The sequence below is a fragment of the Microbispora sp. CA-102843 genome, from assembly GCF_050936215.1.
In the GTDB taxonomy this organism is placed as follows: Bacteria; Actinomycetota; Actinomycetes; order Streptosporangiales; family Streptosporangiaceae; genus Microbispora.
Genome location: NZ_JBNJNF010000001.1, coordinates 7,631,537 through 7,647,708 on the forward strand (window position 1 = coordinate 7,631,537; position 16,172 = coordinate 7,647,708).

A 16,172-nucleotide genomic window follows, 5' to 3' on the forward strand; every position below is an offset into this window, starting at 1 on the left:
ATGAGGACGGCCGGATCAGGACCGACCACCAGTTCATCGAGAGCTGACCTTCCGCCCCGGCCCTCGCGTTACGCGTCGCCCCGGCGGGCGACGCGAGGGCCGGTCAGCGGCCCGGCTCGAACTCGCCGGCCTGGACGCCGAGGAGGAACGCCTTCCACTCCTCGGGAGTGAAGAACAGCGCGGGGCCGTCGGGGTCCTTGGAGTCCCGTACGGCGATCAGCCGGCCGCTCTTGTGCTCGGGTCCTCCGTCGACCTCCGCCACCTCGACGCAGTCGCCTCCGTTGCTTCCCGAGTAGCTCGACTTGCGCCAGCGGGCCCGGCTCAGGTCCATCTGTCCTCCACTGTTTTCCTGATGAGGTCGGTGGACATGTTCAGCGGCAACGCCTCGGTCCGGATCGCTTCGAAGCATTCGGTGGCTGCCGCGACGTCCTCATGGTCACTGGTAGTGAGGCCCCGGACGGCCGTCTCCATATAAACCAGGTCATTTCCCCCATTCAGCGTCGCAATGGAGAACCCGCCGAGCAAGCCCGAATGCATACCGTGTGGGACGACCTGAACGCTCAGCCTCGGGCTGATCATGCCCACGAGATGATTGAGTTGCTCGCGCATGACCTCCGGTCCGCCGATCGGCCGGTGCAGGACGGCCTCGTCGATGACGCACCGGAGAGTTGGCGACTGCGGGTCTTCCCGGCCGAGGATGCGCTGGCGCTCCATCCGTGCCGCCACTGCGGTCTCGTCTCCCGACAACAGCACGCGCGCGTACGTCTCGGTTTGGAGCAGGCCGGGGATGACGAGCGGCTGGTAGGTCCGGAGCGTGGTGGCGACCTGCTCTTTGTCGCGCCATTTGCCGAACCAGGAGGGGAACACCTGGCCCTTGCGCCAGTCGAGCAGGCGTCGCAGCGCCCCGCCGGTGGACAGGACCTCGTCGCAGCACTGCGCGAACTCCGGGCTCGCCGGGAGCTGACCGGTCTCGATACCGCTGATCAAGGACTCGCTGAAGTGCACCTTCTGGGCCAACTGGGTCTGGGTCAACCCCGCCGCCTGGCGGTAGTGGCGCAGCTCCCTGCCCCATATCGCCTGTGGTGAGTAGACATCGACCACAACGCCTCCTCGTGCCGGATTTCAACGACATGGACATGGTCTTCAAATGTTGTCCTTGGTAACGAAATCGATACTTACAGTAGTCGGATCTCGACAGTCTGGACGTGGATTTCCGAGACCGGGAGAACGCCGATGACCGAGGCAATCGCGGCCCGCACGGTGCTGGCCGAATATCGCTGCACGCCCGACCGGCTCGTCCCCGTCCTCGGCGAGAAATGGCTCCCGCGCGACATCCGGTGCGTCGCCTCGGCACGGCGGTTCGTCCGGGACGTGGCCCTCGACTGGAACGCGGCCGAGGACGTCCCGGAGGTCGCCGAACTCCTGGCGTCGGAACTTGTCACCAACGCGCTCACCCACGGCATCACCGGCACCATCGGAGGCTCGGCGACGAGCGCGGTCCGCGTCACGGTCAGCCGGGAGAAGGACCTGCTCGTCGTGGACGTCCACGACCCCTGCCCCACACTCCCCCGGTTGCGTCAGGCCCGTTCACTCGACCTGCACGGCCGGGGACTCGCGATCGTCCAGGCCTTTTCCCACCACTGGGGCTGGGCCCTCACCCCGTACGGCAAGTCCGTCTGGTTCCAACTCCTCGCCTGGCCCTGAAAGCGTCACGGCACGTCCGCAAGCCAAAGGGGACCATGCCGGAAGCGGGCGGCCCTCGGACACCCTCCGCGTCCAGTCGGGAGTCCCGGGCTGTGAAGGAGGGTTGGCTTCTCAGCTGTGTCTCAGGAGCGGTTCGGCAGTCTGATGTCCGGCCTTGAGTGCATGCGGAGGGAAACGTGGCAGTCGTGGAGCACGTGCGGGAGGTGGCGGCGAACAGAGCCAGGATCAGCGTCGTCCTGGGTGCGTGGGCCCTGTTCTACAGCGCTTATCGGGCTTACTACGCGCTGGGCGGAACCGTCGGCATGTTCGGCACGCCCGTCTCGCGCCCGCAGTGGTTGCTGATCAACACAGTGGGGGCGGTCATCCTGCTGATCGCCGCGGTGTTGCCGGTGGCGACGCTGCCGCTGTGGCGGCACCCGTACGGGCGGCGCGGCCTGCTGGCCCTCTGCTGGGCGGTGGCGGTGGGGTGCGTCATGCACGCACTGATCGATGTCATCCAGCGGGTGCTCAGCTTGGCCGGCCTGCTGTACATGGACCTTCCGTTCTGGGCGACGATCGACCGGCGCGCGGCCGATCTTCAGGATCTGCTGTTCAACGAACCGTGGTTCCTGGTCGAGGGGCTGCTGTGGGGCTGGCTCGCGGTGGTCAGCCTGGGCACGGGCACGGCCCGGCGTCGATGGCTGATGAGCGGCGGGATCGCGGTCGCCGTACTGACCGTGTTCGGCGTGCTGAGCGCGACCGGGGTGATCGGCACCTTCATCGTGATGTAGGCCTACCACGGCACAGTGGTCGCGTTAACCGCGCGGTCCGGGCGACGCCGGGGACGTCACGAGGTCAGTGGAGGAGCCTTCCTGGCCGAACCGCGATAGGTCTCGGGATCGTACCGGCGCTCGTTGTCGTCCAGCTTGGCGTTCGCGGCCTCGGCGAGGTCGACGCCCAGCGCGTCGGCGAGCCGGACCAGATACAACGTCACGTCCCCGAGCTCGGCGCGCACCCTGCGCAGGGCGTCCTCGTCGAGGTTCCGCGACTCCTCGGCCGTCAGCCACTGGAACTCCGCGACCAGTTCCCCCGCCTCCCCGGCAAGGGCCATCGCCAGGTTCTTGGGCGTGTGGAACCTCTCCCAGTCCCGGACGCGTACGAACTCGCGCAGCCGGGCGGCCAGGTGCTCCAGTTCACCGCTCACGGCACCCGACCCTACTCGTGGGGCCGTACCGCGCCGTGGGTGAGGCCGTCGGCCACCAGCCGGGCCAGGTCCTCGCCGAGCGCGGCCGCCTCACGGAGGGCCGACCGGAAATCGGCGAGGCGCCGGAACGCCTCTCCATACCTGCGTTGCTCCTCCATCGGCAGCAGCGGCAGCTCCGCACGCCGTACGTCCACCCGATAGCGCGAGGACATGGAGGTGTAGTGGCGGACGTTGACGGACGCGCAGAGGAAACCGGCGAGGAAGTCGGGGTCGAGCACCTCGGGATCCGGCCGCAGCAGGGACAGGTAGGGGCCGAGCAGGGCGTCGCCCTTCGTCAGCACCCGCGCGACCGGGGCGGTCACGACCTGTGGGACCACAACGTCGCCGGGCCGCGTGACGATCGGCCTCGCCCCGGCGTGCTCCGGGGTTCCCGTCGCGGTCCGGTCTTCGAGCACGTCCTCGACGGTGAGCACCGGCGCCCCCCGGGGAGGTTCCTCCCCCGGCCGGGCCGGCGTCTGCTGCTCCAGGACGAGCATGCCGCGCCGCACCAGCTCGGGCAGCGGGACCAGGGCGAGCTCGTCCGGTGGCGACGCCGCGACCGAGGGCATCGACCCGGCGATGGCCCCGAACAGCTCGGCGAGCCGGGAACGGGCTCCGGCGATCCGCTCCGGTGACAGGTCGTCGGCGGCCGTGGACAGGTAGCGGGCGGGGGTGAGGTCCACGTCCTCGTCGAGCAGGTCGACGAGCGGGACCGACCTGCTGACGCCCGGCTCGTCCAGCTCGCGCCCCTCGCCGAACTCCCGCCACGCCGCGACGGCCACGCCGGCGTAATCGTCCGGCCTGCCGGAGGTGTCGACCATCAGGACATGGCTCGGTGTGCCGCCTTCGGCGGGCTGGCACAGGATCCACAGCGTGAGGCCGACCGCCACGTTGGGCACGGCGCCCTGCGGGAGCGTGATGACCGCGCGCAACGCGCCGCGCCGCAGCAGCTGGGACCTGATCCGCCTGCCCGACCTGCGGCTGGCGACGGCCGGGGGCATGAGGAGCACGGCCACGCCTCCCGGCGTGAGGTGGGCGAGCGCGTGCTGCACCCAGGCCAACTCGGGCTCCACGCGCGGCGGCAGACCGTACTCCCACCGGGGGTCGGCCGTCAGCTCCTCGTATCCCCAGTTGCGGTCGTTGAACGGCGGGTTGCACACCACCGCGTCCACCAACTCGCCGGGGAAGGCGTCCGCGCGCAGGGAGTCTCCCGGCCTGATCCGCGCGTTGTCGCAGCGCAGCGCGAGCCGTACGGCGGTGAGCCGGGCGGCCACGCGATCGATGTCCTGGCCGAGCAGCCGGGCTCCGGGCGAGCGCTCAAGCGCGCGGCCGAGGATGCGGCCCGAGCCGCAGGCCGGATCGAGCACGGAGCCGAACCCCTCGCCCACGAGGTCGAGCGTGAGCGTGACGATCTCGGCGGGGGTGGAGTAGACGCGCCGGGTGTGCACCTCGAAGTACCGCTCGCGCAGGAACTCGAAGGTGCCGCGGGCGCCGCGTTCCGCGGCCAGCCGGGCGATCGAGCGGACCAGCGGCACCCGGGTCGCCGGAACCGTCTCGGGGAACGCCTCCGCGCCGGCGGTCTTCTCGCACGTCGCGCGCACCCGGGCCGGAAGTTCCCGCGCCACCTCCTCGTCGGTCCCGGCCGAGAGCCCGTCCCAGTCGTCCGCCTCGTGCTGCACGTACACCAGGAAGGCCCCGAGGTCGGCGATCAGGTCGGCGAGGTCGTCGTCGTCGACGGTGGTGCGCAGGTCCTGCCAGAGCCACTCGTCCGGGGGGAGGTCCCTGCCCTCGGCGTGGCCGCGCAGCCAATCCCGGATCTCCGCGAGCGAGAACGCCGGGCTGGTGGACGTGCCCCCCACGGGCTCGGGAAAGTCGTCGTGCCTGCGCCGCCAGTTGCTGACCGCCGCACGTCCCACGCCGGCCAAACGGGCGATGTCCGCCGCGGTGACGTGTACGTCTCGCCGCACGCCGCTCCGCCTTCCGCCAGTTCTCCGATCAGACCGGACCATATCCGATGCCTCGGACATGGGCAACGTCCCGCCAAGTACTGGTTGATTGTGTCAACACATGGTCTAATGGACGCCAGGAGTTGTCATGGAAGGGAGCAATGATCGTGAGCACCCCCATCACACGCATCAGGTCACTTCGCCGTGGGCGCGCGATCCATCTCCTGGACATCGAGAACCTGACCGGGTCTCCCCTTCCGACGACCCACGACGTGCGGCGGGTGATGAGCGCCTACCAGCGCACGGTGCCGGTCGGGCCGCTGGACCAGTTCATCGTGGCGGTCAACCACAACGCGCTCGTCTCCGTGGGGATCGCGCTGCGCGGGGTGCAGTTGCTGGCCCGCTCGGGACCTGACGGCGCCGACCACGCCCTCGACGAGGCGGCCCGTACGACCCGGGTGGACCTGCGGTTCGAGCGGGCGGTGATCGGGTCGGGCGACGGCTACTTCGCCGACCTGGCCCTCTGGCTGGCGGGCTGCGGCCTGCACGTCACCGTCGTCTCCCAGCGCGACCACCTGAGCTGGCGGCTCTACACCGCGGTCCCCGACACCGTCACCTTCGAACTTCCCGTCGCCCAGGCCGCTTGAGCGAGCGGCCCACTGATTGGACGAGAGGCTGATCTGAACGCCTGTAAACGCTGAAGAGAAGGGCCCGGCACACAGCCGGGTCCTTCTTCTTTTCCCGCTTGACGGACCGCCGCCTTGCAATTCTCTTGCAGGGCGGACCGGCTAGCGGAGATCAAGGGACCTGAAAGGGGGCGGCCGTTCACTGGGTGCACAAGCCCGGCAGCCAGGGGCAACGCCGGGAGGCACCCCCTGAGGAGATCATTATGAAGCGCACCGCTCTTGGCATGGCCGCCGCCGCGATCACCGGCCTCACCGCCCTCCCCGCCGTCGCCACTCCCGCGTCCGCCACCGACTACGGTCCCGACACCTGTGCGAGCGGCTACGTCTGGCGCGAGGCACGCCCCTCCGACCACGTCTGCGTCACTCCCGCCGTCCGCACGCAGACCGCCAATGACAACAGTGTCAGGTTCTCCCGCTGGACCAACGGAGCATACGGCCCGCACACCTGCGTGACGGGCTACGTCTGGCGCGAGGCTTTCACCGGTGACGACGTCTGCGTCACGCCGGCCGTACGTCAGCAGGCGCGCGACGACAACGCCGCCGCGGCCGGCCGCCGGGCCTCGTCCTCCGGCATCGCCTCCCCGATCGTCATCAACCGTAGGGTCAACTTCAGCGGAGGGGTCCCGGTCGGTGGCTGGACCTCGCTGACCGTGTACCGCGACGGGACGTACCAGTGGTCCGGGCACATGCACGACTCGGGCGGCACCAGCTACAACTTCTCGGGCGTCTGCGTCGTCCGCACGTCGTCAGGCTCGGCTTTCGTCTTCGAGACCTTCGGGCGGCTCCACGGGACGTTCGACTCCGGATCCCGCGACCACAACTGGAACAAGTCAGGCACTATCTCCTCCCTGCCGACGGCCTGGCGTGCGTCCTCGGGGTACACGTGGAGCTGCCAGAACAGCGTCAAGCTCAACCTCGACGGCACGGTGAAGACCGCGCTCGACGCCGTCGGATACGTCAAGTCGTTCATCGCGATCGTCGCCTAGAGCGATCACCCGGTGGATCGGACAATCGAGAGGAGGGTCGGGTCGCCCGACCCTCCTCTCACACCACCACACCGGCACCGCCCGTCTCCTCGGCCTGGTCGGCCTGGCAGACCGGTGGTAGTGATCGTGGACGCCGTCTCAGACCTCCGCGATGGCCAGGGAGCGGCCGGGCAGGTCGAGAACCTCATCGGTCAGGCGGGCGGACTCGTCGGAGGCGAGCAGGAGCCGCGACGCGGCCAGCCGTACGGGGACCGGGCCTTCGGCGAAGTTGGCGGCGATCCGCAGCGAGCCGCGTTCGATCACCACGACGCGCCGGTCCTCGTCCACCTCGACCCGCACCCGGTCCAGGCGGGGATCGGTGAGATCGGGATGAGACTTGCGGAGCGCGAGCAGGTCTCGATACCAGCCCAGCAGCGAGGCGTGCTCGTCCTTGGTCAGCTCCTCCCAGTCGAGCTTGGAGCGCAGGAACGTGTCCTCGTCGCCCGGCTCGGGGGCCTTCCAGTCGTAGCCGAAGCCCTCGAACTCCTTCCTGCGCCGTTCGCCCTCGCCCGCCGCGAGGTGCGGCTCGAAGTGGTCGGTGAAGAAGTAGAACGGGGTGGTCGCCCCCCATTCCTCGCCCATGAACAGCATCGGGGTGAACGGCGAGGTGAGCAGCAGTCCGGAGGCGAGGCGGAGCTGCTCGGGCCGCATGCGGTCGCCCTCGGGCCGGTTGCCGATCTGGTCGTGGTTCTGCGCGCAGCAGACGAACCGGTGGCCGGACACCCCGGTCGCCGGCCTGCCGTGAGAGCGGCCGCGGAACGACGAGTAGGTGCCGTCGTGGAAGTATCCCCTGGTCAGCACCTTGGCGAGGGACGACAGAGTGGCGAAGTCCCCGTAGTAGGCGTTGGTCTCCCCGGTGACGTTCGCGTGGATGGCGTGGTGGACGTCGTCGTTCCAGCTCGCGTGCATGCCGAGGCCGCCGGCCTCGCGCGGGGTGACCATGCGGGGGTCGTTGAGGTCCGACTCGGCGATGAGCGTCAGCGGACGGCCCACGGTGGCGGACAGCGCGTCGACCTCGGCCGACAGCTCCTCCAGGAAGTGGACGGCGCGCTTGTCGTGCAGGGCGTGCACGGCGTCGAGGCGCAGCCCGTCGACGTGGTAGTCGCGCAGCCACTGCAGGGCGTTCTCGATGAAGTAGCGCCGCACCTGGTCGGAGCCGGGCCCGTCCAGGTTGACCGCGTCGCCCCAGTAGGACCCCTTCGCGTCGTGGAAGTACGGCCCGAACTTGGCCAGGTAGTTGCCCGACGGCCCGAGGTGGTTGTAGACGACGTCGAGGATCACGCCGAGACCGGCCCGGTGGCAGGCGTCCACGAGGCTCTTGAGCCCGTCCGGCCCGCCGTACTCCTCGAAGACCGCGTAGAGGTCCACGCCGTCGTAGCCCCAGTTGCGCTTCCCTGGCACGGGCGGCACCGGCATGATCTCGATGAAGTCGACGCCGAGGTCCACCAGATGCTCCAGCCGGTCGGCCACTCCGCGGAAGGTGCCCTCGGGCGAGAACGTCCCGACGTGCAGCTCGTAGATCACCGCGCCGCGCAGGTCGCGGCCGAGCCAGTCTTGGTCTCTCCACGTGAATTCGTCGTGGTGGTAGACCCGGCTCGGGCCGTTCACCCCGTGCGGCTGCCGCCGTGTCCGGGGGTCGGGGAACGGCCCGTCGCCGTCCACGAAGAAGGCGTAGTCGAGGTCGTGCTCGTCGCCGGGGGCGCTCCACCGGCCGCCCTCGCCCCGCGACATCTCGTGCCGGACGCCTCCGTACTCGACCTGGACCCGCACCGCCTCGGGCGCCCAGACCTCGAACATGCGCATCTCTCCCTATTGGACGAAGCCGTCAGCCTTCGAGAATCGCGACCGGATACGCGGACAGCAGGTCGGCCATCCGCACCTCACCCGCGTACTCGTCGCCGGTGAGCAGGTCGCGCCAGCGCCCCTGCGGCAGCGTGATCGTCTCACTTCCCCAGCCGCCCCTGCGCTCCAGCCCGACCGGCAGCCGGGTCGCGACCACGACCGCGGCCGTCCGCTGCCCGGGAACGCCCCGCGTGAACGCGACCGCGTGCTCCCCCGCCTCGATCGGCGCGTACGGCGCCTCGGGGTCGAGCCGCGTGCGCAGGCCCAGCGCGGCGGCGGTGACGCGGATCTTCTGGCCGTCCCAGCTGTCGTCGGGATCGGCCAGCAACCGGCGGCGCCGCTCGAAGTCCACCGGCCGCCGGTTGTCCGGGTCGACCAGGGAGAAGTCGGTGATCTCGTTGCCCTGGTAGACGTCCGGGATGCCCGGCATGAGGAGCTGGACGGCCTTCTGCCCCAGCGAGTTGACCCGGGCGTACCGGTCCACGACCTCGGTGAACGAGGCGACCGAGTAGCCGCAGGCGTCGACGGCCCGCCGGGCGAAGTCCCTGATGCCCTCCTCGTACGCCGGGTCGGGGTTCAGCCAGGAGATGGACGTCTTGGCCTCGCGCGCCGCCTTGAGCAGGTAGTCGGTGAAGCGGTCGAGGGAGATCGGCCAGGCCGCCATCAGCGACTGCCAGGCGAGGTAGTCGAGCTTGGGGTCGAACGACACGGCCGCCGCCCAGGAGTCGACGGCCATCGCCCACTCCTCGGGCAGCTCCGACAGCACGGCCAGGCGGGCGCGCACGTCCTCCGACCGCTTCGTGTCGTGGGTGGACAGCGTGGTCATCGTCCGCGGCGGCAACCCGGCGCAGAAGTCGTGGAACTCGGCAGGCGAGACCCCGAACCTGTCGGGCTCCCCGCCCACCTCGTTGAGGCAGGCCAGCGGATACCACCGGTAGAGCGCGGTGTCCTCGACGCCCTTGGCCATCACCGGCCCGCAGGTCTGCTGGAAGCGGACGACCGCCTCGGGCGGGCCGTACAGGACGAGCTTGGCGGCCTTGGCCACCGCGTCGGGGTCGGTCCTGGTGGCCGCCACCCCGGCCGCCTCCTGGACGATCGCCTCCGACTCGGAGGACGGCTGCTCGCCCGGGTTGACGTACGCCCGGTAGACGGGCATCGCGGCCAGCAGTTCCACGACGGCCTCGCGCAGGTCCGGGTCGCCGAGGTCGTCGGTCAGCCGGTCGACCTCTCCCGTGAAAAACAGGTCGATGACGTATTTCTTGGAGTCGTGGCGCACGGTCTCGTAGTCGTCGCGTACGCCGGTGTGGCGGCCGAACGTCTCGACCAGCGCGTCGCGGCCCGCCGGGTCGACGAACAGCCGGGTGACCATGTTGAGCGCGTCGTATCCGGTGGTGCCGTCGCACGGCCAGTCGGCGGGCAGCCGTTCGCCGTCGATGAGGATCTTCTCCACCCACAGATGGCCGGGCACATGCGGGCGCAGCCACCGGAGGTAGCCGCGGGGGTCGGCCAGTCCGTCCGGGTGGTCGACGCGCAGCCCGTGGACCAGCCCCTCCTCGATGAGGCGGAAGGTGACGGCGTGGGTGGCCTCGAAGACCTCGGGGTCCTCCACACGCAGGCCCATCAGCGACGACACGTCGAAGAACCGCCGGTAACCGGGGCTCTCCCGCCAGTGGGCCAGCCGGTAGTGCTGGGCCTCCAGCAGTTCCGGCAGCGGCAGGTGCTCGGTGCCGGGCCTGATCGGGAACGCGTGGTCGTGGTAGCGCAGCACCCTGCCGTCCACGCCGCCGTCCATGCCGCCGTCCACGCCGCCGTCCACGCGGAGCGCCTCGTCGGCGTCGTCGCCGAGCAGCGGCAGCGTGACCGGCCACTGGAAGTCGAACCACCGGGAGGCCGGCGACCCCGGGCCGTCCCGCAGCGCCGCCCACAGCTGGGCGTTGTCCGACTCCGGCACCGGCACGGTCATGTGGTTGGGCACGATGTCGGAGACCAGCGGCATGCCCTCGGCCGCCAGCGCCCGCAGGCCCTGCTCGCCGCCGAACTCCTCGCGTACGCGGCCGTGGTCGGTCACGTCGTACCCGTGCTGCGACTCCCGGCAGGCCTGGAGGATCGGCGACAGGTAGAGGTGGCCCACCCCCAGCTCGCGGAGGTATCCGACGAGGCTCGCGGCCTGGGCGAATCCGAAGTCAGGCGTCAGCTGCACCCGATAGGTAGAAGTCACCGAACCGCCTTTCGCAACGCGTTTCCGGAGGTCGTGTTCATAGTGCACGTCACGACCGCGCCCCGGCCAGCACCGCGACGGCCAGGAGGAGCGCCGGACCGGCTCCCCTCCTGCCCAATGTGACGCGGACTAACGCCGAAGCGCACTCTAGTGCGGCATCGCCCCTGGTCAGGCCATCGCACCACGTCAGACGCGGCGCAGCACCCGCACCGACCGCCCGGTGACGGGCACGGCCTCGCCGGCCCGGCACACGCGCGACTCACTCAGCACCGGCATCGCCGAGTCCAGCTCGGTCGCCCACAGCTCGCCGTAGTCGTCGGGGATCGTGAACTTGATGACCTCGTGGTGGGCGTTGAACAGCAGCAGGAACGAGTCGTCGGAGATCCGCCGGCCGCGCCGGTCGGGCTCGGTGATGGCGTCGCCGTTCAGGAACACCGCCAGCGCCTTGGCGTAGCCGTTCGTCCAGTCGGCGTCGGCCATCTCCGTGCCGGACGGCGTGAGCCAGGCGATGTCGCTCAGCTCGTCGTGCGATCCGCGTACGGGCCGGCCGTAGAAGAAGCGGCGGCGGCGGAAGACCGGGTGGTCGCGGCGCAGCCGGGCCAGGCGCCGGGTGAAGTCGAGGAGCTGGCGCTTCTCCCGCGTCCCCGCGTCGTCCTTCGCGTTGGAGTCCCTCGCGCCGGCCTCCAGGATCGCGCCCCAGTCGACCCAGCTGATCTCGTTGTCCTGGCAGTAGGAGTTGTTGTTGCCCTGCTGCGTGCGGCCGATCTCGTCGCCGTGCGACAGCATCGGCACGCCCTGCGACAGGAACAGCGTGGCCAGGAAGTTGCGCTTCTGCCGCTCGCGGAGCTGGGCGACCGGCCCGGTGGCCGGGCCCTCCACCCCGCAGTTCCAGGAGCGGTTGTCGTCCGCGCCGTCGCGGTTGTCCTCGCCGTTGGCCTCGTTGTGCTTGTCGTTGTACGACACCAGGTCCTGGAGCGTGAAGCCGTCGTGGCAGGTGACGAAGTTGATCGACGCGGCCGGGCGGCGGCTGTCGTCCTGATAGAGGTCGCTCGACCCGGTGAGGCGGCTGGCGAACTCCGGCAGCGCGGCGGGCTCGCCCCGCCACAGGTCGCGGATCGTGTCGCGGTAGCGGCCGTTCCACTCGGTCCAGCGGGCCGGGAAGTTGCCGACCTGGTAGCCGCCGGGGCCGACGTCCCACGGCTCGGCGATGAGCTTGACCTGCGACAGCACCGGGTCCTGCTGGACGAGGTCGAAGAACGCGCTCAGCCGGTCGACCTCGTGCAGCTCGCGGGCGAGGGAGGCCGCGAGGTCGAAGCGGAAGCCGTCCACGTGCATGTCGCGCACCCAGTAGCGCAGCGAGTCCATGATCAGCTGGAGCGCGTGCGGGCTGCGCATCAGCAGGCTGTTGCCGGTGCCGGTGGTGTCCATGTAGTACCGCCGGTCGTCCTCGACCAGCCGGTAGTAGTTGGCGTTGTCGATGCCGCGCATGGACAGGGTCGGGCCCAGGTGGTTGCCCTCCGACGTGTGGTTGTAGACGACGTCGAGGATCACCTCGATGCCCGCCTCGTGCAGGGCCTTCACCATCGCCTTGAACTCCAGCACCTGCCCGCCGCGCTGCCCGGAGCTGGAGTAGGCGTTGTGCGGCGCGAAGAAGCCGATCGTGTTGTAGCCCCAGTAGTTGGACAGTCCCCGCTTCTCCAGCATGTGGTCGGTCACGAACTGGTGGACCGGCATGAGCTCGATCGCGGTGACGCCGAGCGAGGTGAGGTGGTCGAGGATCTCGGGGTGGCCCAGGGCGGCGTACGTGCCCCTGATCCGCTCGGGGATCTTCGGGTGGCTGATCGTGAGGCCGCGCACGTGTGCCTCGTAGATCACCGTGTCGTGGTACGGCGTGGCCGGCGGCCGGTCGTGTCCCCAGCCGAAGAAGGGGTTGACGACGACCGACCTCGGCACGTACGGCGCCGAGTCGCTGTCGTCCCGGCTGTCCGGCTCGCCGAAGCGGTAGCCGTAGACCGCCTGGTCCCAGTTGACGGAGCCCTCCACCGCCTTGGCGTACGGGTCGATCAGCAGCTTGTTGGGGTTGCAGCGCAGGCCGTCGGCGGGCGAGTAGGGCCCGTGGACCCGGTAGCCGTACCGCTGGCCCGGCCCCACCCCGGGCAGGTAGCAGTGCCAGACGAAGCCGTCCACCTCGCTCAGCGTGACGCGCTCCTCGTTGCCGTCGTCGTCGAAAAGGCACAGCTCGACGCGCTCGGCCACCTCGGAGAAGAGCGCGAAGTTGGTGCCCGCGCCGTCGTACGTCGCCCCGAGCGGATAGGAATCCCCCGGCCAGATCTCCCTCACTGGACCTCCTCGCCCTCCGGCTCGGCGGTCATGCCGGGAAGGTCCCGGAGCCCACCGGCTCTATGGTCGCGCTCGCTCACGGTCCGGCCCCTCCCGGGAATCCCGCGCACGAGATCGTGGTGCTGGATGTCGTTCACAAGACATCGTGCCTGCCCAGAAAAGGCTTCGACAGTCCCGCCACGTTAACTGCGTGTATGGCAACGGGGTGAACCGGCCATCAACGAGCAAAGCGCCGGTGACCTGGACCGACTCGCCGCTTCCGGACACGGGGGCGTCCGTCCCGCCCGTCACGGAGCGCAGCCGTTCCGCTGTGACTCACCAGGGAGCGGGCGGCGCCCCGGCGAGGCCGCGTACGGCGCCGATCGCCCGGGCGACGCGGTCCCCGGTCGCGGTGGGCCCGTGGGCCGAGGCGACAGCGATGATCTCCATGGCCGCGAGCCGGTCGACATACCGGCCGAAGACCCGCGGGTCGAGCCAGCGGTGCCAGGGGCTGAGCCCGGAGCCGAAGGCACGCACGGCCTCCAGGTAGTCCTCAAGCGGGAGGTCCCCCGCGTCCGCGGTCGCGAGCGGCGTCTCGGCCCCGAAGCAGTCGGCCGCCCAGTAGACGCCGCTGCGGTCGTCGTACAGCCCGCGGGTCGCCGGCGCGTCGTAGAGCGGGGGCCGCACCGCGGTCAGCCGCCGGTCGCCCGCGTCGAACGACTCGTCGTCGGCGATCCGGCGCGTGCGGCCCGGCGGCGGCGCGAAGCCGCGCCCCGGACGCGGGGGCGAGCCGGTGACGAGCGTCGCGGCCGGGCACATCTCCAGGGCGACCTCCAGGTTGCCCGCGTGGTCGGGGTCGTCGTGGCTCAAGAAGATCCACCGCACGTCGCGCGGCTCCACGACCGCGAAGACGTCCTCGGTCCAGCGCTTACGGTGCCCGGCCGCGCCGGTGTCCACGATCACCGGCTCGCGTCCGGTGATGACCATGGAGTTGGTGTGCGCGTACCCCGTCGCGACCGGTTCGATCACCGGGACGAGCACCACGTCGGGCGCGATCCGCCAGGGACCTGTCAGCTGTGTGTCCATGTCCCACAGACTCGGCGGACGGTCTTGTTCCGAACTTGGCGCGGGCTTGCCGGGTTCACCGTCCCTCGTGGCGCTCCCGGGCGGCGACGACCTCGGGCATGCGCTCCTCCGTCCAGGCGATGAGCGGGAGCAGGCGCTCGGCGGCCTCGCGGCCGAGCGGGGTGAGGCTGTATTCGACCCGGGGCGGGATCGTGTGCTCGGCCTCCCGCAGCACCATGCCGTCGCGTTCGAGCGCCTGGAGGGTCTGGGACAGCATCTTCTCGCTCACCCCGTCCACGCGGCGGCGCAGCGCGTTGAAACGGTAGGGCCCCTCGTGCAGGGCCGCCAGCGCCAGGATCGCCCATCGGCCGGTGAGGGTCTCCAGCACGGTGCGCGAGGTGCACTTCCGTGAGAAGACGTCGGCGACGAGCTCCTCGAACTCCTCCATGGCCGCCAGCTTACGCTCTCGAAGTACTTTCTGATAGAAAGCACTAACCAGTAGAAAGCACTGTGGAGGGGAAACCATGATTGTCGTGACCGGAGCCACCGGGCACCTCGGCCGGCTGGTCGTCGAGGAACTCGCCGGGCGCGTGCCCGCCTCGCTGATCGTCGCGGCGGTGCGCAGCCCGGAGAAGGCGGCCGACCTGGCCGAGCGGGGCATCCAGGTGCGCGAGGCGGACTACGACAGGCCCGCCACGCTGGGACCGGCGTTCGAGGGCGCGACCAGGGTGCTGCTCGTCTCCGGCACCGAGCCCGGCCGGCGCGTCGACCAGCACAAGGCCGTGGTGGACGCCGCCCAGGCGGCCGGCGCCGAACTGCTCGCCTACACGAGCATCCCGCGCGCCGACACCACCCCGCTGGGCCTCGCGCCCGACCACAAGGCGACCGAGGAGTACATCCGCGCGAGCGGGCTGCCCTTCGCCTTCCTGCGCAACGGCTGGTATCACGAGAACTACATCGCGACGGCCCGGCAGGGCGCGCAGAGCGGCGTCATCCTGGGCAGCGCCCGCGACGGCCGCGTCGCCTCGGCGGCGCGCGCCGACTTCGCCGCCGCCGCTGCCGCGGTCCTGGCCACGGAGGGGCACCGGGACGCGGTGTACGAGCTGACGGGCGACGTCGCCTGGAGCATGCCCGAGCTGGCCGCCGTGGTCTCCGAACTGTCCGGCACGCCGGTCGAGTATCGGGACCTGCCGGTCGCCGAGTACGCCAAGGCGCTGGAGGCGAACGGCCTGCCCGAACCGGTCGCGGCCCTGTTCGCCCAGGTCGACGCCGACATCGCCGACGGCTGGCTCGGCGAAACCCCCGGCGACCTGGCCCGCCTCATCGGCCGCCCGACCACCCCGCTGCGCGACACCCTCGCGGAAGCCCTGAAGAACGGCGAGTGACCGGCGGCGGCCGGGACCCGCACGGCTCCCGGTCGCCTTCCGCCGGACCGTCGCGGTGTCGGGCAAGCATTTCGCAAGTCGTGTCGGCCCGTTGAAAGCGGCCGGTCGTACACCTGAGGCGTCCACCCCGTCCTCCTGGAAAGGACCAGTCCGATGGGCCGCGCCTCCCGCTCTCTCCTCGGTCTCGCCACCGCTGTCGTCACCGCTGCCGGCGCCGTGGCCACCGTCCTCGCGGCCGGCGTCTCCCCCGCCGCCGCGGCCACCTGCGACCCCGCCCTCGTGGCCCCCGCGGGCAGCCTGGTCGGCGACCTGTGGCGGTCCAACGGCGGCGAGAACAGCGTGTACGGCTGCCCGATCACCAAGGAGTACGGCTTCGCCGGCAAGCGCGGTTCCTACCAGGAGTTCCGCAACGGCAAGATCGTGTGGTCGCCCAACCTCGGTGGAGGCGCCCTCGTCCGCGCCTACTACGCGCAGGGCAAGGCCGTGTTCCGCTGGAGCGGCCTCGGCCGTGACTGGGACTTCTTCAACGTCCGCTGGAGCATGGACGGCGGTCCCGCCACCCAGGTGAAGGTCGGCAGGCTGACCCCGTGGAGCGGCGCCTACTCTATCGACCCCTACTGCGGGAACGGCGTCTGCAGCACCACCAACGGCCACGCGGTCAACCGGGTCGTCTTCGTCGTCCAGGGCTGCGACCGCGGCACCTTCAGCTCCGACTGCGGCCCGTGGAGCATCGCCACCTCGGTCAGGCTCGCCCACTGAC

At 70.6% G+C, this 16,172-nt stretch carries 15 protein-coding genes; 6 read left to right on the top strand and 9 right to left on the bottom strand.

Translation table 11 applies throughout. The annotated features are described in order from the left end of the window. Positions 1-103: 103 nt before the first annotated feature. The gene (locus ACQEVJ_RS35330; protein ID WP_433108739.1) at positions 104-331 is read right to left on the bottom strand and encodes a DUF397 domain-containing protein; all 228 of its coding nucleotides are present in this window, start codon (positions 329-331) and stop codon (positions 104-106) included. Next, complete coding sequence (locus ACQEVJ_RS35335; RefSeq protein ID WP_433108741.1) at positions 322-1,101, bottom strand: helix-turn-helix domain-containing protein; 780 nt, start codon at positions 1,099-1,101, stop codon at positions 322-324. Before ACQEVJ_RS35335 ends, ACQEVJ_RS35330 begins: the two co-directional genes overlap by 10 nt. Before the next feature lie 132 nt (positions 1,102-1,233). Between ACQEVJ_RS35335 and ACQEVJ_RS35340 the strand changes: the two genes are divergently transcribed. Together ACQEVJ_RS35340 and ACQEVJ_RS35345 are read left to right on the top strand one after the other, a co-directional pair. After that, positions 1,234-1,704, top strand: coding sequence for an ATP-binding protein (locus tag ACQEVJ_RS35340; protein WP_433108743.1), 471 nt, complete (start codon positions 1,234-1,236; stop codon positions 1,702-1,704). A gap of 176 nt (positions 1,705-1,880) precedes the next feature. Next, a complete protein-coding gene (locus ACQEVJ_RS35345) occupies positions 1,881-2,474 on the top strand; it encodes a hypothetical protein (protein WP_433108745.1) in 594 nt (197 codons plus the stop codon). 56 nt (positions 2,475-2,530) lie between these two features. Here ACQEVJ_RS35345 and ACQEVJ_RS35350 read toward each other — a convergent pair whose 3' ends face one another. After that, positions 2,531-2,887 carry a nucleotide pyrophosphohydrolase gene (locus ACQEVJ_RS35350; RefSeq protein WP_433108747.1) on the bottom strand — a complete coding sequence of 119 codons (357 nt, stop codon included), beginning with the start codon at positions 2,885-2,887 and terminating at the stop codon, positions 2,531-2,533. An 11-nt stretch (positions 2,888-2,898) separates the two neighbouring features. Then, entirely contained in the window at positions 2,899-4,893 is a 1,995-nt protein-coding gene (locus tag ACQEVJ_RS35355) for an N-6 DNA methylase (RefSeq protein ID WP_433108749.1), read from the bottom strand. Between the two features lie 146 nt (positions 4,894-5,039). On the opposite strand from ACQEVJ_RS35355, the gene ACQEVJ_RS35360 reads away from it, so the two are divergent. Together ACQEVJ_RS35360 and ACQEVJ_RS35365 are read left to right on the top strand one after the other, a co-directional pair. Next, on the top strand, positions 5,040-5,519 hold the full coding sequence (locus ACQEVJ_RS35360; protein WP_433108751.1) for a hypothetical protein: 480 nt from the start codon (positions 5,040-5,042) through the stop codon (positions 5,517-5,519). Positions 5,520-5,761: 242 nt separating this feature from the next. After that, a complete protein-coding gene (locus tag ACQEVJ_RS35365) occupies positions 5,762-6,544 on the top strand; it encodes a hypothetical protein (protein WP_433108753.1) in 783 nt (260 codons plus the stop codon). 138 nt (positions 6,545-6,682) lie between these two features. On the opposite strand, the gene treZ is transcribed toward ACQEVJ_RS35365, so the two are convergent. The 5 genes from treZ to ACQEVJ_RS35390 form a co-directional block, all read right to left on the bottom strand. Next, positions 6,683-8,380, bottom strand: a complete 1,698-nt coding sequence (gene treZ / locus ACQEVJ_RS35370) for a malto-oligosyltrehalose trehalohydrolase (RefSeq protein WP_433108755.1) — start codon at positions 8,378-8,380, stop codon at positions 6,683-6,685. A 28-nt stretch (positions 8,381-8,408) separates the two neighbouring features. Continuing rightward, positions 8,409-10,643, bottom strand: a complete 2,235-nt coding sequence (treY, locus tag ACQEVJ_RS35375; protein WP_433108757.1) for a malto-oligosyltrehalose synthase — start codon at positions 10,641-10,643, stop codon at positions 8,409-8,411. Positions 10,644-10,829: 186 nt separating this feature from the next. Further along, entirely contained in the window at positions 10,830-12,983 is a 2,154-nt protein-coding gene (gene glgX, locus ACQEVJ_RS35380) for a glycogen debranching protein GlgX (RefSeq protein WP_433108759.1), read from the bottom strand. Positions 12,984-13,298: 315 nt separating this feature from the next. Then, a complete protein-coding gene (locus ACQEVJ_RS35385; protein WP_433108761.1) occupies positions 13,299-14,048 on the bottom strand; it encodes an MBL fold metallo-hydrolase in 750 nt (249 codons plus the stop codon). A gap of 55 nt (positions 14,049-14,103) precedes the next feature. Continuing rightward, a complete protein-coding gene (locus ACQEVJ_RS35390; RefSeq protein ID WP_433108763.1) occupies positions 14,104-14,475 on the bottom strand; it encodes a winged helix-turn-helix transcriptional regulator in 372 nt (123 codons plus the stop codon). Positions 14,476-14,551: 76 nt separating this feature from the next. Between ACQEVJ_RS35390 and ACQEVJ_RS35395 the strand changes: the two genes are divergently transcribed. Then, positions 14,552-15,412 (top strand): SDR family oxidoreductase, encoded by an 861-nt coding sequence (locus ACQEVJ_RS35395; RefSeq protein ID WP_433108765.1) that lies wholly within the window; start codon positions 14,552-14,554, stop codon positions 15,410-15,412. Positions 15,413-15,565: 153 nt separating this feature from the next. Continuing rightward, positions 15,566-16,171, top strand: a complete 606-nt coding sequence (locus tag ACQEVJ_RS35400; protein ID WP_433108767.1) for a hypothetical protein — start codon at positions 15,566-15,568, stop codon at positions 16,169-16,171. Position 16,172: the final 1 nt, after the last annotated feature.